The organism is Streptomyces sp. NBC_00016 (assembly GCF_045040885.1).
GTDB classification, from domain to species: domain Bacteria; phylum Actinomycetota; class Actinomycetes; order Streptomycetales; family Streptomycetaceae; genus Streptomyces; species Streptomyces coriariae.
In genome coordinates, this window is the sequence record NZ_CP108304.1 from 4,837,336 (window position 1) to 4,861,777 (window position 24,442).

A 24,442-nucleotide genomic window follows, 5' to 3' on the forward strand; every position below is an offset into this window, starting at 1 on the left:
GTACCCGGCTCAGCCGGCCTGGGACGGCGTCTGCTTGATGCCGTCGACGATCGCCCGGTTCAGGATGGCGCTGGTGTAGGTGACCGTGCCGGGCTTGATCAGGGCGTCCGTCCCGCTGAGCCGCTTCACCTGGACCGAGCGGTCACCGAGGAAGACGTGGGTCTTCGTGTCGAAGATCCACTCCTCGCGCTGGCCGCTGGTCTCGTCCAGCCGGGCCACCGCCACCCCGTGCCGGCCGACCGCGTCCACCGCGTCGTTCACGACCACGACACCGGGGATCTTCGCGGCGGCCTTGAACAGCGCCGAGTACAGCTCCGCCGGCGGGTAGCTCTGGGTGAGCAGATCTCCGATGGTGGTGAAGGCCTGCTGGTCCGGGGTGTTCCCCTGGCCCTCGGTCTCCTTGTAGATCTTGGCGAGCAGCTCGTCGGGGTCGGTGGTCAGCTTGGCCAGGTAGTCGTACGACGGGGCGCCCAGGTGCGCCTTCGGGGTGTTGCCCTGCTCGTCGGGGAGGCTCAGCGTCTCGCCCTCGGGGCTGTCGTTGACGGCGGGGTCGATGAGCCAGCCCTTGGTGCCGTCCGGGGACTCCCACAGCTGACGGGTGTGCAGCTGGTGACTGGCCAGGCTGGTCTTGTCGTCGACGGTCTTCAGGAAGGTGTCGGCCGACTTGGACTCGATGTAGACGTACTGACCGGGCTTGACCACGGGATGGTCGTCCTCGGCGGCCGCCAGCGTGATCTGGTCGAGCAGCTGGGGCAGGCCCTTGGTGGTGGCGACGCCGACGGTCGTGGTCAGGGCCGGTCCGGTGGCGACACCGCTGTCCCTGACCCCGTCACCCCCGGTCCGCACCACTCCGGCGACGACCACCCCGGCCAGGGCGGCGGCCAGCACGGGCAGCGTGATCGCCGGGCGCGGCAGCCGCAGCCGCCGGGTCCGGCCCGGGACGCCGGCCGTCGTGCGCTCCTGCTGCCGCTCCTTCTGTCGCTCTTCCTGTCGCGCTTCGTGGATCTGGGCCATCAGACGCTCCCTGTGGAACTGGTGACGACCCGTCGGCAGGTCACGCGCCGTCCGGGTGAAGAGCTGTGCGCTCTCCTCCCCCTCGGCCGGACTCTGCCGGGACGTGTTCGCGTTCATCGGTTTCCTCCCTGCGCGGGCCGGACCACGTTTGTGTGATCACCTCTTGTCTGTCGACCGATGCGGCCGCCTTCCCGATTTCCGCGGACTTTCTCGGAAGTCCGGTCGGAAGTCCGGTCGGGAGTCCGGTCGGGAGTCCGGTCGGGCGCCGGGTGGCGGGCCGGGCGGCGGACCGGTTCGTCCGCGGCCAGCGCCCGCAGCTTCTTCCGGGCCCGGGAGAGACGGGAGGCGACGGTGCCGACCGGGATTCCCAGGGCTTCGGCCGCGGCCTCGTAGTCCAGCCCCTCCCCCAGACAGAGCGCCACGACCTCGCGCTCCGGTCTGCGCAGACCGGCCAGGGCGGTGAGGGCCGTCGCGAGTCGCCGCCGGTCGTCGATCCGGTCGGCGACCTCGTCGGCGTGGTCGGGCACGGACAGTTCGGCGGCCGCGGCGGCGCCGGCCGCCGCCCGGTACCGCCGGTTGCTGCGGTACTGGTTGCGGGCGGTGTTGGTGGCGATGCCCAGCAGCCAGGGCCGCAGGGAACCGCCCTCGGGATCGACCCGGTCGCGCAGCCGCCACGCCTCCATGAAGGTCGCGGCCATCACGTCCTCGGCCGTCGACCAGTCGGCGGTCAGCCGGAAGGCATGGTTGTAGACGGCGCGGGCGTAGTCGTCGAACAACTCCGCGAACGCGCTCGACTCCCCGGCCCGTACCCGGGTACGCATATGAGTGCTCACCTCAATGAGCTGTCCGGCACACGACACCGACTTCCCGTGACCTGCGCCACACTCGCCCCACCGGCTGGTACCGGACCCCGGCGTAGAGGTTCGCACGCGGGCGCCGTCACTTCCGGCGGTGCTCGGCGGTGGTCTTCAGGTCGTGGAGCCAGGCTTCGAGGCCCGCGCCGAGTGCCGCGGTCGCGGTGGGAACGTCGGCTTCGACCTGGGCGCCGGTCCAGGTCTCCTCGGTGTGGACGCGGACACCGCCCTTGACCTCGGTGAAGGTCCACAGGTGAACGCCCTCGTCGATACGCAGGCCCTGGCCGACCGCGGGTCCGCTCCACAGGACGCAGGCCCCGCGCTGGAGTTGCCGGACGGTGGAGGTGATCTCGAGGGTGGTGGCGGGGGTGGTCGGCGTGGCGGGCGCCGGGGTGGTCCAGCGGAACCGCGAGCCCTTGCCGAGCCGGCCCGTGTCGAGGCGTTCGGCGGTGAGCACGGGCTGCTGCCAGGACGGCCAGCGTTCGACGTCGGTCTGGAGCTTCCAGACGGTGCTCAGCGGCGCCTTGATCACCACGTCGGATCGGTAGCGGATACGGGCGGAGGCGTCCACGCCCTGCCCTCGGCACTGGGACGTACGGCTGTGGTGGGCGCCGGCCCGGTCGGGCGCAGCCCGGTCGGGCGCGGCCCGGTCGGGCGCGGCCCGGTCGGGCGCGGCCTGGGCGGCGGGGACGGCGGTGGCAAGGGTGCCGACGACGGCGAGTGCGAGCGGGAGGGCGGACGTCAGCGTCCTGGTCCTGGTGCCGGGCATGAGGATTCCCTTGGTCTGACGGCCTGTTGGGCCGGTGGGCGGGTTGGCGGGTTGGCGCGGGGCGAGGGGCGCGGGGCGAGGGGCGAGGGGCGAGGAGCGAGGAGTACGAGGGGCGAGGAGTACGAGGGGCGGAGTACGAGGGGCGGAGTACGGGGTGCGGGGTACGGGGTGCAGGTGAGAGCGCCCCCCTTCACGGGTGGAGGACGACCTTGCCCGCGACCGTTCCGGACTCGGCCAGACGGAGAGCGTCGGCGACGTCGGCGAGCGGGAGCCGGGCCGCGATCCGGGGTGTCACGTCACCGCGCTGGAGGGCGGCGAACACCTCGGCGAGGTCGGTCCGCAGCCGGGCCCGGAAGCGGTTCTTGGCCAGGGCGCGGCCGGCCCAGACGTTGAAGAAGTAGGCGCGGCGGCGGTTGGGCAGCGCGTTCCACAGCCACAGTCGGCCGAGCAGCTTCAGCACGGGCAACTGCTTGGACCCCTCGTCGTCCCGGGTGGATGCGGTGCCGTACGAGACGAGCGTGCCGCCGGGGGCGAGGAGGCGCCAGGAGTCGACGATGCCCCGGCCGCCGACGTGGTCGAAGACGGCGTCCACACCACCGGGGGCGAGTTCGCGGATCCGCGCGGCCAGGTGGGCGGTGCGGTAGTCGACGGGGGTGACTCCCTGTTGCCGCAGGGCGTCGTGGTGGCGGGTGGACGCCGTGCCGATCACCCGCATGCCGGCGGCCCGGGCCAGCTGGACCAGGACCGAGCCGACCCCACCGTTGGCGCCGTGCACGACGATGGTGCCGCCCGCGCGGACCCGTGCCTTGCGGTGCAGCATCTGCCAGGCGGTGATGCCGTTGAGCACCAGGGTCTCCGCCTCCGCCGCGTCGATCCCGGCGGGCACCGGCACCACGTCGGCGGCGTCGACGAGGACATGGCTGGCCCAGCCGCCGACCTTGAGCAGGGCGGCCACCCGGGTGCCGGCCAGGCCGGGCTCGACGCCGTCGCCGGTCGTCAGCACCGTGCCGACCAGGTCGTAGCCCGGGACGAAGGGGAACGGCGGCTGGTCGTAGTAGCGGCCGCGGCGCATCTGCTGCTCGGCGAAGGAGACCCCGGTCGCCTCCATCCGGATCAGCACCTGCCCGGGGCCCGGGGTGGGGACGGCTCCGTGCCGGATCCGCAGCCCTTCCGGCTCGACCTTGCCCGGCAGGACGACCTCGACGAGTCCCTCGGCGTTCATGACAGCCTCCAGTGAGCGTTACCTCTGCTTGCGTTCGTTAGAAGTTGTAACGCAGATCGAAGGGGAGTGTCAATAACCTCCGTGATAGCCTCTAACTAAATCTTGATGCTATAGACGCGACTGCGCGTTCGAGCTTGAGACCTTGAGACCGTGAGAGCGGAGAGGTGGCGGCAGGCCATGGCGGAGACGGGTACGACGACCCCGCGCGAGCGCTATCGCGCCCAGGTGCAGGCGGAGATCAAGGAGCGCGCGTGGGAACAGATCGCCACGGCGGGGGCGTCCGCGCTCTCCCTCAACGCGATCGCCAAGCAGATGGGGATGAGCGGACCCGCGCTCTACCGGTACTTCGCCGGCCGCGACGAGCTGATCACCGAGCTCGTCCGGGACGCGTACCGAAGCCTCGCCGACGCCTTCCGCACCGCCTCGGCCGCGGGCGGCGGCCTGACCGGACTGGCGCACACGCTGCGCGACTGGGCCCTGGCAGACCCCCAGCGGTACTTCCTCGTCTACGGCACGCCCGTCCCGGGCTACCACGCGCCCGACGACGTCACCACGATCGCGTCCGAGATCATGACGGCCCTGCTCGACGCCTGCGCCGACCTGCCCGCCGACCTGCCCGCCGACGGCCCGCCGACCCCGCTCGCCGTCCACCTCGAAGGCCTCGGCGACCAGTGGACGACCGGCCACCCCGCCCCGCCCGCCGCCCTCCACCGGGCCCTGACCTGCTGGACCCGCCTGCACGGCGTCCTGTCCCTCGAACTGGCAGGCCACTTCAACGGAATGGGCTTCGACCCCACCCTGCTCTTCACAGCCGAACTCGACACCTTGACCGGCGCGTCGGCGAACTGAGGAGCGCCCGCGAGGCCGAACTCCTCGGCGAACCCGTGGCCGAGGATCGTCTACATATGGCGGGGATCGGTGGCAAGGAGGGCCGGATCCTCCGAGCGCAGCCGGAACTTCGCATGCACGCCCAGGCTGTCGCGGGCGGCTACGTAGAACTCGTCGCGCTTCTCCTGGAACTCACGGAACGCCCTCATCCAGTCGTCCGGTGTGCCAGGGCGCATGTCGCGGACGAACTGTTCCAGTACCCAGGCGTGGCGCTGCAGCGCCCGGGCCGCGGAGATGGTTTCCGCGTCTCCCATGAGGAGGACGGCCTCGAAGGCGTAACCGCGTTCCAGTTCGGCCTCCGCCATCAGCTCCAGGCCGGTTTCCTCGGCAAGTGGCTGAGGGAGTTGGAAAAGGCCCTTCCCCGCCGCCAGCCGGCCCGCCAGTGACGTGAACCTCTTCACGGCGTCGGCATAGCGGAGATAGCAGTCCAGACGATGCTCGTCCCACCTCGTGGTGAGCTGGCGCCGCCATCGGGCCCGCTCCATCAGGGCCCCACCGACGTACGAGGCCGCCGCGCCGACGAGCACACCGATCAAGGTGAACAACTGTCCCGACATACCCGCCCCCGCCGATCACATAGGTACTCAGGGACCCTACTTGCGGGACCCCACACAGAGGTACGGCAGGAGTTCTCGATCTGCTTCCTGGCGCGGCCGTCGGCAGGACGGCTCGCCGTGTCCGACGAATCCACGGACGCGCGTTGGTTCGAGCCCGCAGAAGTCGACGCGCTGCCCTTGGTCTCCAGCATCCGCAAGCGCGGGCGCTCCTCACTCCCGACAGTTCCCGTGGAATGACGGTGAATTGAAATACCTTTGGTTCCAAGGGAGTTGATTACGGCATGACTCAAGGGCCCGCACCTCGCACGTTGTCCGACGAAGCGCTCTCCGAACTGCTCGGACGGCAGCGGTTCGGCACGCTCGCCACTGTCCGGCGTACCGGGCACCCGCACCTGACCACGATGCTCTACAGCTGGGACGCCGACGCCCGGATCGTGCGGTTCTCGACGACGGCCGACCGCGTCAAGCTCCAGCACCTGCGCCACGACCCGCATGCCGCCCTGCACGTGTCGGGCGACGACGTGTGGTCGTTCGCCGTCGCCGAGGGCGAGGCCGAGGTATCCGGGGTCACGGCCGTCCCCGGTGACGCGGTCGGACGGGAGCTGCTCGGGATGATCCCGGCGGACGCGCGACCCGAGGGCCAGGACGAGGACGCGTTCCTGGAGCAGCAGGTCGCCGAACGCCGGGTGGTCGTCCGGCTGAAGGTGGACCGGCTGTACGGGACGGCGCTCGACATCGACGGCTAGACACGGCGTGACCGTGTACGGGTGCGAGGGGAGGACCCTCGCACCCGTACCGGCCGCTTATTAGAGCGTCACCTTGGTGCCGCCCAGCGTCACCACCAGCTGGCCGTTCGAGGCGAAGGACCAGGCGAGGGCGCCGCCGTAGGAGGAGGCGCACCGGGAGCCGTTGGTGCCGGTCCAGAACTGGTTGGTGCTGTCGGCGTCACCGACCGTCTTGTCGTTCGAGCCGCTGACGTTGTACCGGCAGGACGTGTTCGTGCGGAACACCGAGGTCCCCGCGTCCCACGAGTAGTTGCGCTCGGTGTTGTCGACGCTCAGGTTGTTCGACACGGCCATGGAGCCCGGGTTGCTGTTGTACGTGAACCCGTGATGGCCGTTGCGGTAGGCGATGCTGCGCCGGACGACGTGGTTGACGGCGATGTCGTCGCCGCCGAGCTTGTAGCCGTTGCGGTCGCCGTTGGTGTTCACGGTGCCGTCGGAGAGGGTGCCGTTGTTGTAGGAGAGGGAGTCCTCGACGGTCACCGGGCCGATGGCTCCGGTGTCGGTCTTGGTGTAGAGGTCCCAGCCGTCGTCGATGTTGTGGTGCGAGACGGCGTACCGGAAGACGTTGCCTGTTCCGGTGGTGAGCTTCGCGGCGAAGCCGTCGGCGTCCTCGCCGTCGGAGTCGGCGTTGTCGTGCGACTCGGCGGAGAGGATCAGGTTGTCGGACGGCCACTGCGCGGCGGGGGTGCTGGAGGCGATCCGGCCGAGCTGGAGCCCGGTGTCGTGGTTGAAGCGGGTGACGGTGCGCTCGATGACGTTGTGGCTGCCGCCGACGTAGATCCCGTTGTCACCGGCGTGTTCGACGACGATCCCGTGGACATGCCAGTACGAGCCGAACAGCTGGAGCCCGCGGTTCGAAGAACTCTCGCTCTGCGCCGAGAAGTTGAGGACCGGCGTCTCACCCGGGTAGGCGGACAGGGTGGTCAGCGCGCTCGCCGTGCCGCTGCTGGTCGCCGGGACGGTGACCGTCGACGACTGGGCGTACGTCCCGCCGCGCAGGTAGATCGTGCCGCCCGCGGTGACCCGGCTGATCGCCGAGGTGAGGGTGGTCGGTGCCGACTGGGTGCCGGCCGCGCTGTCCGTGCCGCTCGGTGAGACGTAGAGCGCGCCGCCGGCCGGGGGTGTGGTGCTGTCGGCGGTCGTCGCCTCCAGGTAGTCGACGTTGGGCAGGCCGGCCGCGGTGGTCGGGGTGAGCCGGACGGTGTTGCTGCCCGCGTTGAGGGACACCGTGAGCGTCTTGGTGACCCAGGTCGACCAGGCGGCGGTGGCCTCGAAGGACGGCGTCTGCACGGTCGTGCCGTTGACGACCAGGGAGGCCGGGCGCGCCGTGCCGCCGCCGTTGGCGAAGCGGACGTTCAGCGTCGCCGTGCCGGCCGTGGCCGCGTTCACGGTGAACTGGGCGTATCCGCTGGTCGCGTTGGTGCCGTTGCAGAATCCGCTGCCGGAGTAGCCGGTCCAGTCGGAGTCGACGGTACCGGCGCAGACCGCCGGGGAGGTCTCCGCCTCGTAGCGGGTGGTGGTGGCCGCCTGGGCCGTGGTGCCGGACAGCGCGACGAGCGCTCCTGCCACCAGGCTGACGCAGGCCATGACGGATCTCAGCTGCATGATTCATCTCCAGGAACGGAACGAGTGCGGGTCGGCCGGACCAGAAAGCGCTTTCTCCCGGAAGTTAGGGGCGTGGCGTGAGCGCGTCAAGAGACGCGTACCTGTTCTCTGTTCACATCTGTGGACGGAAGTGTGGTGTGTGCTCGTGTGCGCTCGATCTCCTCAAGGGATCCGTGCAGGAGCGTCACACAGACTGCACACAGTCTTTCGAACGACTCGTTAGCGTTGCCGGCCATCGACCCCCGCGTAGGAAGACCGCAGATGGACTACTGCTCCACGTGTCGTCGGCATCTCAACGGCGCCCTGGTGTGCCCTGGATGCGGCGCCTACGCTCCGGACATCGCGCCGGTCACGGTCGACCGCGGCATCGCCCCGGCCCGGGTCGCGATGGCGACACGGATATCGACCCCGATGCCGGATCCGACGCCTGCGAGACCCACGCCTCCGTCGACGACGTACGCGGGCACCGCGACGTACGCGGACACCGCGTCGTACACGGACACCGCGTCGTCGGCCGCCCCGTCGCCCGACTCCGAGAGTGTGCCGTCCGCGACGGCCGTTCCCTACGCGCGGCAGGGGCGGGCGGCCCGTCGGCGGCAGCTGGCCCGCTGGAAGAAGAACCAGCGTCGAGCCGTGGTCGCGACGGCCGTCGCCCTCGTCGGAGGCGGTCTGACCTTCGCCGCGCTGGACCGCCAGACCGGCGACCAGGCACAGGCGGCCACCGTGCCGGAGACCCCGACCACGGCGGGCGGCGAGGAACCGACCCTGGAGCACACCCTGCCGACGGTGAGCCGCTCCGGCGCGCACCGGACCTCGCCCTCACCCAGCACCCCGCGGTCGTCGACGAACACCCACCCGGACTCGCTGGCCTCCTCCCCCGCCACGGTGCCGTCCGTCCCCCGGCAGCGGACCGGGACCTCGTCCGCCGACGGAACGGCCACCGCTCCCACCGGCACGACCGGCACCACGGACACGACCGGCACGAACGGGGCCAGTGGCGCGAGTGGCGCGAGCGGGCAGCAGTCGTCCGCCTCCACCTCGACCGACGGCACGGAGTCGTCGAACTCGAACTCGAACTCCGCCTCGAACTCCGCCTCGAACTCCTCGACTTCGTCGTCATCATCTTCTTCGTCGTCGTCTTCGTCGAACTCCTCGTCGTCCTCCTCGACGAGCACCGCCCCCGCGGGGACCTCGCCTTCGGACGTCTGCCTGCTGGGCCTGATCTGCCTCGGCTGACGGGGCCGGGCCTGCTCGGCCCCAGTTCACGGACGTACGCCGGGCCCGCCGGGGGCCGCACGCGCGACGGGTCCCGTTCCAGGAAGTAAGACGCCTCTTGGTAGCGGTACCCGGCTCCGGTAGAAATGGGCCCCATGATTCACGAGCCCTTGGTGCGACGCCTGGTCATCGACCTGTGCCGACGCCCGGCTGCGTGTTGTTGACACCGGGTCACTGATTCCTTCCACCCGCCGTGCGGTGTACGACCCGGCGGGTCTCCTCCCGGTATTCCGGCGCCCCATGGAGGCCGCCCGTGTCCGCAACACGCCCTTTTTCCAAGGCCGATCCCTCTCCGACGACGACCGACTCCACCGCTCCTTCCCCTGCTCGGGCGCGTCTGCGTCACATCGCGCTGCCCTTCGGCTCGCTCCTGCTGTTCCTCGCCCTCTGGCAGCTGCTGGCGGTGAGCGGGACCTGGAGCGAAACACTGGTTCCGCCGCCGGCCAAGGTGTGGGACGCGTTCATCGACGTGTCCACGACGCACGACGGCGTACGGGGCTACAACGGCACCACCCTCATCGAGCATCTCGGCATCAGCCTGCGGCGCATCGCGCTCGGCGCCGGTATCGGCATCGCCCTCGGCGTGCTGTTCGGGCTGTTCATGGGCACCGTCGGCTGGGTGCGCTCGCTGTTCGAGCCCTGGATCACCTTCCTGCGGACGCTGCCGCCGCTGGCGTACTTCTCGCTGCTCATCATCTGGCTGGGCATCAACGAGGAGCCCAAGATCACGCTGCTGGCCGTGGCCGCCTTCCCGCCGGTCGCGGTGTCCACCACGACGGCCGTCACGGCCGTGCCGCAGAGTCTCGTCGAGGCGGCGCGGGCGCTCGGCGGGTCACGGTGGGACGTCGTCAGGGACGTCGTCGTGCCGTCCGCGCTGCCCGAGACGCTCACCGGCGTCCGGCTGGCCGTGGGCGTGGCCTACTCCTCGCTCGTCGCGGCCGAACTGGTCAACGGGCTGCCCGGCATCGGCGGCATGGTCAAGGACGCCGCCAACTACAACAACACCCCCGTGGTGCTCGTCGGCATCATCGCCATCGGGGTCTCCGGGCTGTTCATCGACGGACTGCTGCTGCGGCTGGAGCGTGCCCTCGTGCCCTGGCGCGGGCGCGCATAACCCTCCCCGCCCTTCTCGCCCTCCCCGCCCTTCTCGCCCTTCTCGCCCTTCTCGCGCGGACCGTCACCACCTTCCCTCGCGTCTCCTCCCCCCTTCGCCTCCCCTCCCCTCCCCTCGCTTCCGCTCCCCTCTCCTCCCCTTCCCTGTACAGGAACGGACCGCCATGACCCGTGTACCCCAAGGCCCGTCCCGTCGGCTGCTGCTCGCCGGTGCCCTGGCCGCCGTCACCGCCACCGTCACCGGTTGCTCCTCGGACAGTGCGGCGTCCTCGTCCGGCGGAGCGAAGCGGCTGCGTATCGGATACTTCGCCTTTCCCAGCGGCGACCTGATCGTGAAGAACCGGAAACTGCTGGAGAAGGCACTCCCGGACTACAAGATCACCTGGATCAAGTTCGACTCCGGTGCCAGCGTCAACCAGGCGTTCCTCGGGAAGTCCCTCGACATCGCCGCACTCGGCTCGAGCCCCTTCGCCCGGGGCATCTCCGGAAGTTCACCGATCCCGTACAAGGTCGCCTGGATCCTGGACGTCGCCGGCGAGAACGAGGCCCTCGTCGCCCGCAAGGACACCGGCATCACGGACGTCGCCGGTCTCAGGGGCAGGACCATCGCCACCCCCTTCGCCTCGACCTCGCACTACAGCCTGCTGGCAGCGCTGGAGACGGCCGGGCTGAAGACCTCCGACGTCAAGCTCGTCGACCTCCAGCCGCAGCCGATCATCGCCGCCTGGCAGCGTGGGGACATCGACGCCGCCTACGTCTGGCTGCCGACCCTCGACGAACTGCGCAAGACCGGCACCCAGCTCACCAGCAGCAAGGAGATAGGCGCCGCGGGCAAGCCGACCCTGGACCTGGCGGTCGTCTCGGACGAGCTGGTCGCGCAGGACCCGACGGCGATCGACGCCTGGCGCAAGGTGGAGGCCGAGGCCCTGCGGCTGATCGAGTCCGACCCCGAGGGCGCGGTCGAGTCGGTGTCGGCCGAGCTGAACATCAGCGCCGCCGACGCCAAGGCCCAGCTCGCCCAGGGAGTGTTCCTCACGCCGGAGGAGGTCACCTCCGCCGACTGGCTGGGCACCGACGGCAGTCCGGGCAAGCTGCTGACCTACCTCACCGACACCGGCGCCTTCCTGGCCGGACAGAAGCAGATCGAGGGCGCGCCCTCCGAGGACGTCGTCGGCAAGGCGTTCTACCTGAAGGGGCTGCCCGATGTCCTCAAGTGAGACCGCCACCAGAGGAGTCGAGGCGGAGGACGCCGGCGCCGGCTCGGTCCGGCTCGACGACGTCACCCATCGGTACGGCCCCGTCACCGCCGTGGGGCCCGTCGATCTCACCGTCCCGGCGGGCGAGTTCCTCGTCCTGGTCGGCGCCTCCGGCTGCGGCAAGAGCACACTGCTCCGGCTGATCGCCGGTTTCGAGCAGCCCACCCACGGTGCGGTGCGGATCTCCGGCAGCGCGGCCCGCCCCGGGCAGACGGCAGGCGTGGTGTTCCAGACACCCCGGCTGTTCCCCTGGCGGACGGTCGGCGGAAACATCGACCTCGCCCTGCGGTACGCGCGGGTCGGCCGGGCTCAATGGCCGCAGCGGCGGGCCGAGTTGCTGGCCCGGGTCGGCCTCGAGGGCACCGAGAGGCGACGCGTCTGGGAGATCTCCGGGGGCCAGCAGCAGCGCGTGGCGATCGCCCGTGCCCTGGCCGCCGAGAACCCGCTGTTCCTGCTCGACGAGCCGTTCGCCGCGCTGGACGCGCTGACCCGCGAACGTCTCCAGGAGGACGTCCGGCAGGTCACCGCCCAGACCGGCCGGACCACGGTCTTCGTGACCCACTCGGCGGACGAGGCGGTGTTCCTCGGCTCCCGCATCGTCGTGCTGACCAGGAGCCCGGGGACGGTCGCCCTGGACCTGCCGATCACCCTGCCGCGGGTCGGCGTCGACGCCGACGAACTGCGCGAATCCCGCGAGTTCGCCGACCTGCGCGCGCAGGTCGCCCACGCCATCAAGTCCGCCGCCGCGGCCTGACCGCCGTACCGGCACGAAAGGAAGGAAGCCCAGGTGACCCTCGAAACCAAGGCGAACCTCGAAACCCAGGCGAACCTCGTCACCGAGGTGACCCTCGAAACCCGGCGGAGCGCCCCGCCCCGGCTCCCCCTCACCCCCCTCGGACCGGACTTCGGCGCCGAGATCCACGGCATCGACCTCGCCCGCGCGACCGACGAGGAGGTCGCCGCGCTGCGGACCGCGCTGGTGCAGCACAAAGTGCTGTTCGTGCGCGGCCAGGACGGGCTGGACGACGCCACGCAGATCGAGTTCGGCCGACGGCTCGGCGAGGTCACCTTCGTGAACCCGGGGTTCACCTCGCACATCGTCGGCGTCTCGGAGCACGAGAGCCGGGGCCTGCTCGACATCCTGTACGCCCATCTCACCAAGCCCGAGCATCTCGTGCGCCATCGCTGGCGGCCGGGCGACGTGGCCCTGTGGGACAACCGCAGCACGGCCCACTACGCCAACCGCGACTACGGCGACCGGCACCGCGTCATGCACCGCATCACACTGCGCGGCGACCGGCCCCGTGGAACGGGGGCCCGAGGAGACCAAGGAGACCAAGGGGACTGAGGGGACCCAGGGAACTTATCGGGGCGGCTGTTAGTTTCTACGTTGCTGTAGATCTTGTGCAGCCACTTACTCCGCCCCGAACTTCTGGAGTTCTCATGGCCCTGTGGGACCGCATCAAGGAGTCCGCGTCGACGATGCAGACCCAGCTCGTGTCGAAGAAGAACGACCTCAAGAGCGGCGCCTTCCGCGACGCGAGCATGGCGATGTGTGCCCTGGTCGCGGCGGCGGACGGCACCATCGACCCCGCGGAGCGGCGCCGGGTGGCACAGCTGATCGCCTCCAACGAGGTGCTGCAGAACTTCGACGCCACGGATCTCCAGCGGCGCTTCGACGACAACCTCAACAAGCTGACCACCGACTTCGACTTCGGCAAGGTCAGCGTTCTCCAGGAGATCGCCAAGGCGAAGAAGAAGCCGGCCGAGGCACGGGCCGTCATCCAGATCGGCATCGTGATCGGCGGCGCCGACGGCGACTTCGACAAGACCGAGCAGGCCGTCGTACGGGAGGCGTGCTTCACCCTCGACCTGCCGCCGCACGAGTTCGACCTCTGAGCGCGCCCTTGCTCCCGTCGGCGTCGCCGCGCCGGGCAAGGTGAAGCTGCGCCGCTCGGCCGGACCGCCGGAGGGTGGGGCGGGAAGACCGTAGGGGTACTCCCGCACCACCCTCCGAGCGCCGCCGGGGCGTCAGCGCAGACGGCCGACGCCTCGTCAGACCCTGTCCGTCAGGCCGGTCGCCAGGCCGTTGTCGTCCCATCGGACCTCCAGGACGCGGGTCACCGCGTCCCGGTCGATCGGCCCGAACACGTGCGGGAACAGGGTGCCTTCGGCGACTCCGGGCGGCGGGGCGGGCGCGGCGGCCTCCCATGCGCAGACCGCGGTGAGCCGCTTCTCGTCGAGCACGAGCGCCAGCAGCGGCCGGGGGCCGGTCCGGTAGAACGCGTTGACGACGGCGAGCGTGGTCGCCTCGTCGGGCGAGCAGTGGACGAACCCGTCCTCCGCGAGTGAGGCCGGCGCGTAGGGCCGCTCGGGGGCGGTGCTCCAGTCGTCGAGCGGTACGACGTGATAAATCATCATCCCGTTATACAACGGGCGTTCACCCGCCCTCGGGAAGCTCGATGATCTCGCCGTTCTCGTCGAGGGTGTGGGTGCTCCAGTAGATGTCCCACTCGTCGCCGACCTTCTCGGGGACCTTGCCCTCCGGATAGCGGGCCCAGCCCTGGGCCGGCTCCTCGCCGTCCGGCACACAGTCGCCGCCGCCGCTGTTCACCGCCAGCACCGGGTACTCGCCGCCGCCGCAGCTCGCCTCCTCGATCCGGAGGGAGCAGCCGGTCAGCGTCGCGACGGCCACGGCGGCCGCCACGACCGCACCGGCCAGGGCGCGGCCCACTCCCACTCGGTTCCTGGTCCCAGGCACGGTCGGCTCCTCTGCGCTGCTCGACGGCCGGCCGGCCTCACGGCCGAACCGGGTGTGCGATCAGCCTGCCGAGCGGCGGGAGTGTTCCTCTTGAGTACGGGTACTCATATGCCTGGGACGACGTGCTCAACACGTCGCGGTGGCGCTCTCCCGGTCCCCGGCCCCTCATCCGGACCTGTGCTACCGTGATAAAAGTGGCAGTTTCGGTTACCAGAGGCTTTTGAGTGCTCTTCGACCTTCCGTCGACGGGCACTCTTTTTGTTTTTGGGGCATTCCCGATCCTGCCGCACCCGGGTCCGCAAGGTGCGGAGTCCGGGCATTGCCCCATAGGGAGATTCAACATGGCATCTGGCACCGTGAAGTGGTTCAACTCGGAAAAGGGCTTCGGCTTCATCGAGCAGGACGGTGGCGGCGCTGACGTGTTCGCCCACTACTCGAACATCGCCACGTCCGGCTTCCGTGAGCTTCAGGAAGGCCAGAAGGTTACCTTCGACGTCACTCAGGGCCAGAAGGGCCCGCAGGCGGAGAACATCCAGCCCGCCTGAACCGCCTGACGCCGCCTGACGCTGACGCTGACGCGATCGGCTGCGCATCACGCGGACTACGTGGCCGGGGCCCGCACTCCTGAGTGCGGGCCCCGGCCCATGGCATTTTGCCCTTTCGAGGAAGGTATCGGATGAACCGCAACAGCTCCGTCCGCTCCCGTACGGACCGGCGCCAGGGCGCCCCCTCCCGTTCGGCCAAGCCCGGGCGGAGTGGACGCGGGAGTCGTCCCGCCGCGTCCGGCGGTGAATTCGCGCTGCCCGTGACCCTCACCCCGGGACTGCCGGCCGTCGAGTCGTTCGCGGAACTCGACATGCCCGAGCGGCTGCTGACCGCCCTCGGTGCCGAGGGTGTGACCACCCCGTTCCCGATCCAGGCCGCGACGCTGCCGAACTCGCTGGCCGGCCGGGACGTCCTGGGCCGTGGCCGCACCGGTTCCGGCAAGACCCTCGCCTTCGGGCTCGCGCTGCTGGCCCGTACGGCCGGACAGCGGGCCGAGCCCCGGCAGCCGCTGGCCCTGGTCCTCGTCCCGACCCGGGAACTGGCCCAGCAGGTCACCGACGCCCTCACCCCCTACGCCCGCGCGCTGCGGCTGCGGCTCGCCACGGTGGTCGGCGGTCTGTCGATCGGCCGGCAGGCGAGCGCCCTGCGCGGCGGCGCCGAGGTCGTCGTGGCCACGCCCGGCCGCCTCAAGGACCTCATCGACCGGGGCGACTGCCGGCTGGACCGGGTCGCCATCACCGTCCTCGACGAGGCCGACCAGATGGCCGACATGGGCTTCATGCCGCAGGTGACGCAGCTGCTCGACCAGGTGCTTCCCGACGGCCAGCGGATGCTGTTCTCCGCCACCCTGGACCGCAACGTCGACCGGCTGGTGCGGAACTACCTGCACGACCCCGTCGTCCACTCGGTCGACCCGTCGGCGGGCGCCGTCACCACGATGGAGCACCACGTGCTGCACGTGGAGGACGAGGACAAGCACGCCACGACGACGGAGATCGCCGCCCGCGACGGACGCGTGATCATGTTCCTGGACACCAAGCACGCGGCGGACCGGCTGGCGAAGAAGCTGCTGGCGGTCGGGGTGCGCGCCGCGTCCCTGCACGGCGGCAAGTCCCAGAACCAGCGGACCCGGACCCTGGCCCAGTTCAAGGACGGCCACGTCACGGTGCTGGTGGCGACCAACGTCGCGGCCCGTGGCATCCACGTCGACAACCTCGACCTGGTCGTCAACGTCGACCCGCCCGCCGACCACAAGGACTACCTGCACCGCGGCGGCCGTACGGCACGCGCCGGCGAGTCCGGCACCGTCGTCACGCTGGTCCTGCCCCATCAGCGCCGTGAGATGACGCGGCTGATGGCCGACGCCGGCATCACCCCGCAGACCACCCGGGTCCGCTCGGGCGAGACCGAGCTGAGCCGTATCACCGGCGCTCAGGCGCCCTCCGGCGTGCCGGTCGTCCTCGCTCCGGCGGTCACCGAGGAGCGTCCCGCGCGCTCGGCGTCCACCGCGCGCTCGCGCCGTGGCCGTCCCGCGGCCCAGGGCAACGGCCGTCCCACCTCCCAGGGCGGACGACCCACCTCCCAGGGCCGTCGCCGCTCCCCCGCCAAGGGCAACGGCAACACCGCGAACGGCCGCTGAGACCGGGCCGGGGGCCGGCGGGGGCTCACACGCCGGCGTCCTCCGCCAGCGTGTGCGCGACCAGCGCGTTGGCGTGGCCGTGCCCCAGCCCGTGCTCGGTCTTCAGCCAGGCGACGAGTTCCATGTGCCGGGTGAGTGGCGAGGCCCGGATCAGGGTCTTCCACTCGGCGATCGGACGTCCGTACTTCTTCTCGATCGACGGGAAGTAACTCGCGGGGCCCTTCACAGCTTCAGTCATGTCCGTACGACCGGCGCGGGCGGGAGAAGTGATCGGCGCGGGGAAGTGATCCGCGTCACCTGCCTCCGGCGGTCGCGTGGCCGCGGCCCGCGCTCACCCGCCGGCGGCGACGTACACGGCGTAGGGCAGCAGGATCGCGGGCAGGGTCAGCAGCCGGAACGTGAGGGGGCGGCCTGTCCTCAGGGGGCGCAGGCCGTCGAAGAGGACGATCAGCAGCGCGACGAACACCGCGAACAGGACGAGCGTGATCCGCACGAAACCGCCGTCCTCGATCTGGTCGTACGTGCACCGGTCCAGGTCACGGAGGCCGAGGTCCTCGTAGGTGCAGTGCCCGTAGCTGAGGTACCAGCGCGCGCACAGCAGGACGACGGCCGTCGGAAGGCCGATCAGCAGGTGTACCAGGAGCGGCGGCAGACAGCCGCGCAGTACGGAGAGTGCGGTACGCATCCGGTCACCCCACCAGGGCGGGGCCGGGCGGGCTGTGGCGGAAGCCACTCCTCCGGTCCCAGGCCTGTCACAGCGGCCTCGGCACACCGGGAACCGGCCCTGAACTGGCGCTTCGCGGGCCGGCCAGGGGGCGTCGGGCGGTCAGGCGGGAGCTCCGCCGAGGCCGATCTCGTTGCCGTCCGGGTCGTGGAAGGTGACCTTGCGCACGCCGTTGGAGTAGGTCTCGCGGCGGGTCGGGGTCAGACCGCGGCCGGTGATGGCGGCGACCCGGGTGTCGAGGTCGTCCACGAAGAGGGTGTTCAAGGCGTGGCCCTCGTGGCCCGGGCGGTGCTCGATGTACAGGTAGCGGTGTTCGGCGAGCTCCCAGACGGCCTCCGTGTCGTTCGGGAAGAACGCCGGCGGGGCGCCGAGCAGCCGCTCGTACCAGGCGAGGGCCGCTGCGTAGTCGTTGACGGGAATGCCTGCGAAGAGGTCGACGGCCATCCCCTCATCGTAGGTCCGGCGGCGCGCGACGACCCGGTGCCACGCAGCCGCCTCAGTCGTCCAGCACACCCCGCAACTCGCCCCGGCGCCGAATGCCCAACTTCCGGTAGGAGCTGGTCAGGTGGGTTTCCACGGTACGGCGGGCCACCTGCAGGAGGTCCGCTATCTCGGTGTTGGTGCGGCCGTCCGCCGCGAGTTCCGCGATGCGGCGCTCGCTGCCGGTGAGGGACCCGGAACCGGTGTGCGCGGGCGTGGTACGGCGGCCGCCCGCGGTCCGGAGGGCCTGTTCGGCGTAGGTCAGCAGGCGGACGCTGCCCAGCCGTTCGGCGCGTTCGGCGCCCTCCCGCAGATGGTCGCGGCCCCGCCCGCGTTCACCGGCGGCGGTCAACTGCCGACCATGGGCGAGGAGGGAGGCCACGAGTTCCGCCTCGGCCGGGGAGTCCCGCAGGACGGCCACCGCCTCGGCGCCCAGTTCCAGGCCCCGCCGGCCCCGGGTGGCCCGGCCCAGGACCCGCAACGCCCGTCCAGTCGTGCGCGGGGTGTTCCACACCCGGGCCAGTCGCAGTTCCTCCGTCGCCAGGGCCAGCGCCTCCTGGGGGTTGCCCAGCGCCAGCCGGCACTCCGCGGCCGCCGTCCGCCACGGCGTGACGACCGGACTGTGCACGGCGCGGGCGGACTGACGCCGGCCGCACTCCAGGAAGTCGTGCAGGGCGCCCGCGACATCCCCCTCGGTGTAGCGCAGCACGCCCCGCGCGTACAGGAACCGGTTCAGCTCCCAGGAGTCCGGGGTGTCGCGGAGGTCGAAGGTGTCGGCCAGCCGGCGGGCCTGCGGCGTACGGCCCGTCTCGACCAGCGCGAGCAGGGTGTGCGCGTCGGCGTTGACCGGGCTCCCGCCGGTGCGCCGGGCACGGCCCGCCTCGGGGAGGGCGGCGAGCAGCGTGCCGTACGCGCCCCGCGCCGCCGCGATGTCCCACCTGGTGTCCAGCAGGGCCTGTTCCATCGGGTGCAGGAGGCTCGGATGCTGGCCAGCCAGGCCGCGTTCCACCAGGCGTTCGGCTTCGTCGAGTTCGTCGGCCCACTGGGCCACCGCAGCGGCCGTGCCCAGCAAAAACGGCTCGGCCAGGGGATCGGCGGGTTCCGTCAGGAGGGTGCGCAGCCGTCGCATCGCCTCCTGCGCCGGGAGGTCGCCCGCGGTCGCCGCGTACCGCACGAGCAGGGCCTGCCCGGACGCGCCGACGAGTTCCGGGGAGCGTTCGGCGGTGTCGGTGAGCCAGCGGTAGGCCTCCCGGCGAACCGTCTGGTCCTGGTCCGAGAGCAGCGCGGACGCGGTCTGCAGGGCCCGCGCCAGGTCGGGGTGACCGGCCAGCCGGCCCTCCAGCCGGCGCAGCACCTCCACCGCCGTACGGACCTCCCCCCGGCCCACGAGCGCGGTGCCCAGCGCGATGGCCGTACGGACCTGGTCCCGGGGTTCGGCGGGCAGGTCGAGCGCCTCGGTCAGCCGTGGGATGCCCGCCGGGGTGTCGGCCGAGGCGTACTCCAGGGAGCCGAGTTCGGTGAGCAGCCGCTGCCGCAGGTCGTCGGGCAGCGGTTCCTGGAGGGCTCGGCGCAGGTAGCGGACGGCGTCGCCGGGGCGGGCGTCCCGGGCGGCCACGGTGGCGGCGTCGCGCAGCACGCGCAGCGCCCAGGGCAGGCCGGTGGGCGCGCTGCCCAGCAACTGCCGTGCCACGGCGTCGAGGTGGTCGCCCCGGCGCAGCATCGCCTGGGCGACCGCCCGGTGCGCGTCCTGACGACGGGCGGTGGACCAGCCGCCGAGAACGGCGTCCCGCAGGAGCGGGTGCGCGTAGCGGGGGCGGCCGGCCCGGTCCGGGCGCAGCACGCCGAGCCGCGTCATCGCGATGAACCACCCGGAGACACGGGCCGGGTCGGCGCCGGAGGCGTCGGCGACGAGCGCGGCGAGGGCGTCAGTGGCGACTTCGGCGGCGGGCAGGTCTTCATGGGCGGCTTCGGTGACGGTGACGGTGTCGGTATCGCTGTAGCTGTAGCTGTCGCTGTCGCTGTCGGGAGCAGGGACGGGGTCCGGGTCAGGGACGGGGCCGGGGAGGGGGACGGGGACGGCGTTGCGGGCAACGGAGCCCCCCGCCCGCTCGGCGCCCGCCGCCCGCTCGGCCCGTGCGGCCCGTTCCGTCTGTTCCGTGCGTTCCGCCTGTTCCAGGGCCGCGAGGGTGCGGGCCACCTCCGCCGTCGCCGGGCCCGCGCTGTCCAGCCACCAGGAGACGGCCGCCGGGTAGGAACCCGGGTACAGCGCGGCGCACGTCCTCGGGACGGCCGTCGGCGGCGGGGCGCCGTCGAGGTCGTCGAGGAGGGCGTGCAGAAGCAGCGGGCTGCCCGCGCCGGCCCGCACGCAGTCCGCCGTCCACCGGTCGGAGGCCGTCGGGAAGGCGGCCCGGACCAGGTCGGCCGCGGCGTCGTCGGTGAGCGGGGCGAGGGTGTGGGTGCGGACCACGGACGGGGACAGGGCGTGGGTGAGACCGGCGGGCCGCGGGTCGATGTCGTACTGACTGCGCTCGGTGGCCACCAGGAGTACCGGTAATCGGTCGATGCGGCGGGCCGCCTCCACGAACCAGCGGCGCGAGGCCTCGTCGGCGAGGTGGACGTCGTCCACGGCCACCATGAGCGGCGACTCGTCGGCGTACGAACGCAGCAGCCGCCACAGCCGCGCCGCGCTCCCCCGGTCGTCGTCACCCGGCCCGACGTCCGCGAACTCGGGTACGGAGCCGAGGAGATGGAGCACCGAGGAGAACGGCAGCGCGATGTCGTCGGGTGAGCAGCGGGCGCGCAGCACCCGCAGGCCCAGGTGGGTGGCGTGCGCGGCGGCGGCCTCCAGGACGGCGGACCGGCCGGTGCCCGTGGCCCCGCGCAGCAGGACGAGACGGCCCGCGCCGGCTCGGGCCCGCTCCGCCTCCGCCGTGAGCAGCGCGTGCGCGTCCTCGCGTTCCCGCAACGGTCCGGTCATCCCTGCCTCCTGCTGTCGGGCACATCGGACTTGTCCATGTACACGTAGAGGTCGTGCGGTTCGGTACGGGTCCGCGCGGCCGTTGTGGCGAGGCTCACGATGCCCTGGCGCACACCGACCGAAAATGCTCTGACCTGCGACGATGCAGGCGAATCGTGGTGGTGGGGGGCTTGCTCTCGTGGTCCGCCTCGTGGTGCTCCACGATTGCGCGCGCCCCGGAGGTCACAGAAGTTTGGACCGTACCCACCCGTCACCGGTCCCCATCGGACGGCGGGCCCGTGAACTTGGGGGAAACGGTTGCTCAGCTCACCACGGACAACAGAGACCGGAACCGCGGGTATCGCCGCGATGGGCGCCGCCGTTCCAGGCGTCGCCCTCGGCACCCGGCGGCGGATTCCCGTGGCCGTCCAGGCACCCGACCCGATCTCCCGCGAGGGCGCCGTCAGCCAGTTGCGCGGGCGCCCCGAGGTCGAGGTCCGCGAGGAAATCTCGGCCGCCGCCGGCACGGTGGCGCTGCTGATCGAGGACACCCTCGACGAGGGGGCGCTGGGCCGGCTGCGGCGGATCGTGCGCAGCGAGGGGGCGCGGGCGGTGCTCGTCGTGGGCACGATCCGCGAGACGGAACTCCTGGACGTCATCGAGTGCGGGGTCGGGGCCATCGTCTGGCGCCGCGAGGCCACCGCGCACCGGCTGGTGCAGGCGGTGCTGGCCGCCCACCGCGGCGACGGCGACCTGCCCGCCGACCTGCTCGGCAGGCTCATCAGCCAGGTGGGCACGCTGCACCGCGGTGCGGCGGGCCGGCCCGGCGCCCCCTCCCTGGGACTCGCGCCACGGGAGGTGGACGTCCTGCGGCTGGTCGCCGAGGGCCTGGACACCGGAGAGATCGCCAGCAAGCTGTCCTACTCCGAACGAACTGTCAAGAACGTCATGCACGGACTCACGACGCGGTTGCATCTGCGCAACCGGGCGCACGCGGTGGCATATGCCCTGCGGGAAGGCTACATCTGACCGAACGGGCAATCGAAGGCGGACACGCGGGCAGCATGCCCTGCCCGGCCGCCGACCCTGTCGTGCCTGCGGATCCGGGGCTGTCCGGGGCACGATCGTCGGACAGTGGGTGTGGCACGGCAAGTTGAGGAGCACGACGGTGATCCACGAGGTGGACGAGGTCCTCAAAGAGCTGCTCTCGAGCGGCGCGCTCGCGGGCTCCGGCATCGACGTCTCCTTCGAGGCTCCGACCCGGGACTGGGCGGCCCGGCGCAACGCCCCTGTGATCAACACCTACTTGTACGACATCCGTGAGGACGTGACCCGTCGCCAGCGCGGCCAGATGGCGGTGCGGGACGAGCGGGACGTCGTCGTGAAGCGCCGTCAACCGCCGCGCTGGTTCCGGCTGTCGTACCTGGTGACCGCCTGGACGCGGACCCCGCAGGACGAACACCGTCTGCTGTCGGCCGTGTTGGCGACGCTGCTGCCGCGCGAGATGCTGCCGGCCGACGAGCTCCCGGGCTCCCTGCGCGCGTTGGGGCTCGCGATGCCGGTGACGGTGGCCGGCATCCAGACCGAGTCGCGTTCCCTCGCCGAGATCTGGTCCGCCCTGGGCGGTGAGCTGAAGCCGTCGCTGGACCTGGTGGTCACGGCACCCTTCCCGGCCTACCCGGAGTACGACGCCGGGCCGCCGGTCACGGAGGGCGCGGCGGTCCGCCTGCGCGGGATGGACGGCGACCCCCCGGAGTCCGGCGAACGCGCCCACCGCCCCCACCAGGTGGCCGCGGCCCGCGCCGCCCGCGAGGCCGGCACCCACCGCCCGGACCAGCGGTGAACGACGCGTACGCCGAGGCAGCCGAGGCCGACGTCGACGCACCGGCACCCGACACCGATACGTTCACACTCGACACCGAGGCGGCTGTGACCGGCCCTGTGGGGCACGGGGAGCACGAGGGACACGGGGAGCACGTGGGGCAGGGTGGCCTCGATGTCCGGGACGACCGGGCCGGCGCGTTGCTCGGGCGGGTCGGTGTGCTGCGGGATCGGGTCGGTGCCCTGGTCGACCGGCGGGCCGCCGTCGACCCGACGGCCGCCGATCCGCTGCGCGGCCTGTACCTCTCCGAGGAGGCGGTACGGCACCTGCTCGGCGGTGGCCGGGCCGCCGCCGGTCCCGTCGCGCCCCCGCCCCGGGAAGCAGACCCGACCGACTCGCTCAGCGCCCTCGCCGCCCGGCTCCGGCTCACCGAGCTGGACGCCGCGATCCTCCTCATCGCCCTCGCGCCCGATCTGGACCGCGACTTCGAGCCGCTCTACGGCTACCTCAACGACGATGTGAGCAGGCGGCGGGCCACCGTGGGGCTCGCCCTCGAACTGTGCGGGGTGCCCGCCCACCTGGCCGCGGCCCGCGCCCGTTTCCACTCCTCGGCGCCGCTGCGCGCGTACGGGCTGCTGGACGTCGAGGAGCCCGAACGGCCCTTCCTGTCACGCTTGTTGCGCGTACCGGACCGGCTGCTCGCCCATCTGCTGGGCGACGACACCCCGGACGCCGCCCTGCACGGACACCTGCACCCGCTGCCCCCGCCGCTGCCCGCCGACGACGAGGACTTCGTCCGGCTGCTCGCGCGCCGGATGCGGGAGGGCGGCCCGCTCACCGCCTATCTGCGCGAACACCGCGAGGGCGACGGCCTCGCCGCGATCACCTCCGCCCTGCGCGCCGCCGGAGTCGACGCCCTCCGCTTCACCGGGCCCGAGGACGGCGTGCCCGGCCTGCTGCGCGAGGCACGGCTCGGCGGCCGGGCGGTCGTGCTGTCCGGCCTGCCGGACCAGCCGGGGCCGCTGATCGGCGCGCTGGCCGACGCGCAGGACGTCACCGTCCTGCTCACGGACCCGCGCCCCTACGATCCGCACTGGTCCACGCACGATCCGCTGGTCCTGGAGGCGCCGCGCCGCCGGGCCGGCGGGACGGCCGCCTGGGCGGCCGCGCTGGACTCCGCCGGCCCCCTCGACACCGCTCCCGGCTTCGACCTCGCCGCCACCGTCGCCCCCTACCGCCTCGGCGGCGAGCGGGTCGCCCGGGCGGCGCGGGCCGCCTCCGTCCTGGCCGCCTTCGAGGGCGGGCCGCTCACCGCCGACCATGTGCGGCTGGCCGCGCGACAGCAGTCGGCGTCCGGCCTCGAACGGCACGCGCGGCGGATCCGCCCGGACGTCGGCTGGCAGGACCTCGTGCTGCCCGAGCGGCCGTTGACCCAGCTGCGCGAACTCGCCCTGCGGGCCCGGCACCGCGACCGGGTGCTCGGCGACTGGCGGCTCAGCGCCGGCGGCGGGCGCGGCCGCGGGGTGCTCGGACTGTTCGCGGGCGAGTCCGGCACCGGCAAGACGCTCTCCGCCGAGGTCGTCGCCGCCGAACTCGGCCTCGATCTCTACGTCGTCCAGCTCTCCTCGATCGTCGACAAGTACGTCGGTGAGACCGAGAAGAACCTGGAGCGCATCTTCTCCGAGGCCGACCGCACCGACGCCGTACTGCTCTTCGACGAGGCCGACGCCGTCTTCGGGAAGCGGTCGGAGGTCAAGGACGCGCACGACAAGTACGCCAACATGGAGAGCGCGTACCTGCTCCAGCGGCTGGAGTCCTTCGACGGCATCGCGCTGCTCACCACCAACCTGCGCGCCAACATCGACGAGGCGTTCACCCGGCGCCTGGACCTGGTGGTCGACTTCCCGTTCCCCGACGCCGGGCAACGGCTCGCGCTGTGGCGGCACGGGCTGTGTCACGTGCCGTGCGCCGCCGACGTCGATCCCGGGCAGCTGGCCAAGGACTTCGAGCTGGCCGGCGGTTCGATCCGCAGCGCCGTCGTCACCGCCGCCTACCTCGCCGCCGGACGCGACGAGCCGGTCGGCGACGGCGACCTGCTGGAGGGGGCCCGCCGCGAGTACCGCAAGGCGGGCCGCCTGGTGCCGGGCGAAGCCAACTGGTAGGCCGGCTCCACCTG

Annotated in this window: 25 protein-coding genes and 1 pseudogene; 14 read left to right on the forward strand and 12 right to left on the reverse strand. The window is 72.0% G+C overall.

All coding sequences use genetic code 11. The features are described from left to right. Positions 1 to 9: 9 nt before the first annotated feature. The 4 genes from OG933_RS21385 to OG933_RS21400 form a co-directional block, all read right to left on the reverse strand. Entirely contained in the window at positions 10 to 1,131 is a 1,122-nt protein-coding gene (locus OG933_RS21385; protein ID WP_362530516.1) for a CU044_5270 family protein, read from the reverse strand. Beyond that, positions 1,128 to 1,835 carry an RNA polymerase sigma factor gene (locus OG933_RS21390; RefSeq protein ID WP_405628477.1) on the reverse strand — a complete coding sequence of 236 codons (708 nt, stop codon included), beginning with the start codon at positions 1,833 to 1,835 and terminating at the stop codon, positions 1,128 to 1,130. Before OG933_RS21390 ends, OG933_RS21385 begins: the two co-directional genes overlap by 4 nt. Before the next feature lie 118 nt (positions 1,836 to 1,953). Beyond that, positions 1,954 to 2,637 (reverse strand): SRPBCC family protein, encoded by a 684-nt coding sequence (locus tag OG933_RS21395; RefSeq protein WP_405628478.1) that lies wholly within the window; start codon positions 2,635 to 2,637, stop codon positions 1,954 to 1,956. 190 nt (positions 2,638 to 2,827) lie between these two features. Next, positions 2,828 to 3,859: a medium chain dehydrogenase/reductase family protein gene (locus tag OG933_RS21400; protein ID WP_405628479.1), complete on the reverse strand. Its 1,032-nt coding sequence runs from the start codon at positions 3,857 to 3,859 to the stop codon at positions 2,828 to 2,830. A 177-nt stretch (positions 3,860 to 4,036) separates the two neighbouring features. Between OG933_RS21400 and OG933_RS21405 the strand changes: the two genes are divergently transcribed. Further along, positions 4,037 to 4,708, forward strand: coding sequence for a TetR/AcrR family transcriptional regulator (locus OG933_RS21405; protein ID WP_405633462.1), 672 nt, complete (start codon positions 4,037 to 4,039; stop codon positions 4,706 to 4,708). A gap of 50 nt (positions 4,709 to 4,758) precedes the next feature. On the opposite strand, the gene OG933_RS21410 is transcribed toward OG933_RS21405, so the two are convergent. After that, positions 4,759 to 5,304, reverse strand: coding sequence for a hypothetical protein (locus OG933_RS21410; protein ID WP_405633720.1), 546 nt, complete (start codon positions 5,302 to 5,304; stop codon positions 4,759 to 4,761). 57 nt (positions 5,305 to 5,361) lie between these two features. Here OG933_RS21410 and OG933_RS21415 point away from each other — a divergent pair. Further along, a pseudogene (locus OG933_RS21415) lies at positions 5,362 to 5,541 on the forward strand (NUDIX hydrolase); the annotation flags it as partial. Between the two features lie 44 nt (positions 5,542 to 5,585). Next, positions 5,586 to 6,050 carry a TIGR03618 family F420-dependent PPOX class oxidoreductase gene (locus OG933_RS21420; protein WP_362530505.1) on the forward strand — a complete coding sequence of 155 codons (465 nt, stop codon included), beginning with the start codon at positions 5,586 to 5,588 and terminating at the stop codon, positions 6,048 to 6,050. 60 nt (positions 6,051 to 6,110) lie between these two features. Here OG933_RS21420 and OG933_RS21425 read toward each other — a convergent pair whose 3' ends face one another. Next, on the reverse strand, positions 6,111 to 7,694 hold the full coding sequence (locus OG933_RS21425) for a carbohydrate-binding protein (protein ID WP_405628480.1): 1,584 nt from the start codon (positions 7,692 to 7,694) through the stop codon (positions 6,111 to 6,113). A gap of 261 nt (positions 7,695 to 7,955) precedes the next feature. Here OG933_RS21425 and OG933_RS21430 point away from each other — a divergent pair, with 261 nt between their 5' ends. From OG933_RS21430 to OG933_RS21455, 6 genes are all read left to right on the forward strand, one after another. Then, positions 7,956 to 8,930: a hypothetical protein gene (locus tag OG933_RS21430; protein ID WP_405628482.1), complete on the forward strand. Its 975-nt coding sequence runs from the start codon at positions 7,956 to 7,958 to the stop codon at positions 8,928 to 8,930. Between the two features lie 292 nt (positions 8,931 to 9,222). Continuing rightward, positions 9,223 to 10,083: an ABC transporter permease gene (locus OG933_RS21435; protein ID WP_405628483.1), complete on the forward strand. Its 861-nt coding sequence runs from the start codon at positions 9,223 to 9,225 to the stop codon at positions 10,081 to 10,083. A gap of 163 nt (positions 10,084 to 10,246) precedes the next feature. Beyond that, entirely contained in the window at positions 10,247 to 11,299 is a 1,053-nt protein-coding gene (locus tag OG933_RS21440) for an ABC transporter substrate-binding protein (protein ID WP_405628485.1), read from the forward strand. After that, on the forward strand, positions 11,286 to 12,092 hold the full coding sequence (locus OG933_RS21445) for an ABC transporter ATP-binding protein (protein WP_405628487.1): 807 nt from the start codon (positions 11,286 to 11,288) through the stop codon (positions 12,090 to 12,092). The genes OG933_RS21440 and OG933_RS21445 overlap by 14 nt, the downstream gene beginning before the upstream one ends. Positions 12,093 to 12,179: 87 nt before the next feature. Beyond that, complete coding sequence (locus OG933_RS21450) at positions 12,180 to 12,686, forward strand: TauD/TfdA family dioxygenase (protein WP_362530492.1); 507 nt, start codon at positions 12,180 to 12,182, stop codon at positions 12,684 to 12,686. Positions 12,687 to 12,781: 95 nt separating this feature from the next. Beyond that, complete coding sequence (locus tag OG933_RS21455; protein WP_020133267.1) at positions 12,782 to 13,237, forward strand: tellurite resistance TerB family protein; 456 nt, start codon at positions 12,782 to 12,784, stop codon at positions 13,235 to 13,237. A gap of 156 nt (positions 13,238 to 13,393) precedes the next feature. Here the strand turns inward: OG933_RS21455 and OG933_RS21460 are convergent, their stop codons facing one another. Next, complete coding sequence (locus OG933_RS21460) at positions 13,394 to 13,756, reverse strand: DUF952 domain-containing protein (RefSeq protein WP_405633464.1); 363 nt, start codon at positions 13,754 to 13,756, stop codon at positions 13,394 to 13,396. Positions 13,757 to 13,778: 22 nt separating this feature from the next. Further along, the gene (locus tag OG933_RS21465) at positions 13,779 to 14,072 is read right to left on the reverse strand and encodes an SCO0607 family lipoprotein (RefSeq protein ID WP_405633466.1); all 294 of its coding nucleotides are present in this window, start codon (positions 14,070 to 14,072) and stop codon (positions 13,779 to 13,781) included. Positions 14,073 to 14,440: 368 nt separating this feature from the next. Between OG933_RS21465 and OG933_RS21470 the strand changes: the two genes are divergently transcribed. After that, positions 14,441 to 14,644 (forward strand): cold-shock protein, encoded by a 204-nt coding sequence (locus tag OG933_RS21470; RefSeq protein ID WP_020133270.1) that lies wholly within the window; start codon positions 14,441 to 14,443, stop codon positions 14,642 to 14,644. 131 nt (positions 14,645 to 14,775) lie between these two features. Then, positions 14,776 to 16,284, forward strand: coding sequence for a DEAD/DEAH box helicase (locus OG933_RS21475; RefSeq protein WP_054241980.1), 1,509 nt, complete (start codon positions 14,776 to 14,778; stop codon positions 16,282 to 16,284). A gap of 25 nt (positions 16,285 to 16,309) precedes the next feature. Here the strand turns inward: OG933_RS21475 and OG933_RS21480 are convergent, their stop codons facing one another. From OG933_RS21480 to OG933_RS21495, 4 genes are all read right to left on the reverse strand, one after another. After that, the gene (locus OG933_RS21480) at positions 16,310 to 16,522 is read right to left on the reverse strand and encodes a DUF4287 domain-containing protein (protein ID WP_314221757.1); all 213 of its coding nucleotides are present in this window, start codon (positions 16,520 to 16,522) and stop codon (positions 16,310 to 16,312) included. A gap of 93 nt (positions 16,523 to 16,615) precedes the next feature. Next, positions 16,616 to 16,969, reverse strand: a complete 354-nt coding sequence (locus tag OG933_RS21485; protein WP_362530488.1) for a hypothetical protein — start codon at positions 16,967 to 16,969, stop codon at positions 16,616 to 16,618. A 141-nt stretch (positions 16,970 to 17,110) separates the two neighbouring features. Then, positions 17,111 to 17,452 carry a VOC family protein gene (locus OG933_RS21490; RefSeq protein WP_362530485.1) on the reverse strand — a complete coding sequence of 114 codons (342 nt, stop codon included), beginning with the start codon at positions 17,450 to 17,452 and terminating at the stop codon, positions 17,111 to 17,113. Between the two features lie 52 nt (positions 17,453 to 17,504). Next, on the reverse strand, positions 17,505 to 20,465 hold the full coding sequence (locus OG933_RS21495) for an AAA family ATPase (protein ID WP_405628490.1): 2,961 nt from the start codon (positions 20,463 to 20,465) through the stop codon (positions 17,505 to 17,507). 297 nt (positions 20,466 to 20,762) lie between these two features. On the opposite strand from OG933_RS21495, the gene OG933_RS21500 reads away from it, so the two are divergent. From OG933_RS21500 to OG933_RS21510, 3 genes are all read left to right on the forward strand, one after another. Continuing rightward, positions 20,763 to 21,473: a LuxR C-terminal-related transcriptional regulator gene (locus OG933_RS21500; RefSeq protein ID WP_405628491.1), complete on the forward strand. Its 711-nt coding sequence runs from the start codon at positions 20,763 to 20,765 to the stop codon at positions 21,471 to 21,473. Between the two features lie 139 nt (positions 21,474 to 21,612). After that, a complete protein-coding gene (locus OG933_RS21505; protein ID WP_362530481.1) occupies positions 21,613 to 22,287 on the forward strand; it encodes a DUF4255 domain-containing protein in 675 nt (224 codons plus the stop codon). A gap of 98 nt (positions 22,288 to 22,385) precedes the next feature. Beyond that, complete coding sequence (locus tag OG933_RS21510; RefSeq protein WP_405633469.1) at positions 22,386 to 24,428, forward strand: ATP-binding protein; 2,043 nt, start codon at positions 22,386 to 22,388, stop codon at positions 24,426 to 24,428. The last annotated feature ends 14 nt before the right edge of the window (positions 24,429 to 24,442 follow it).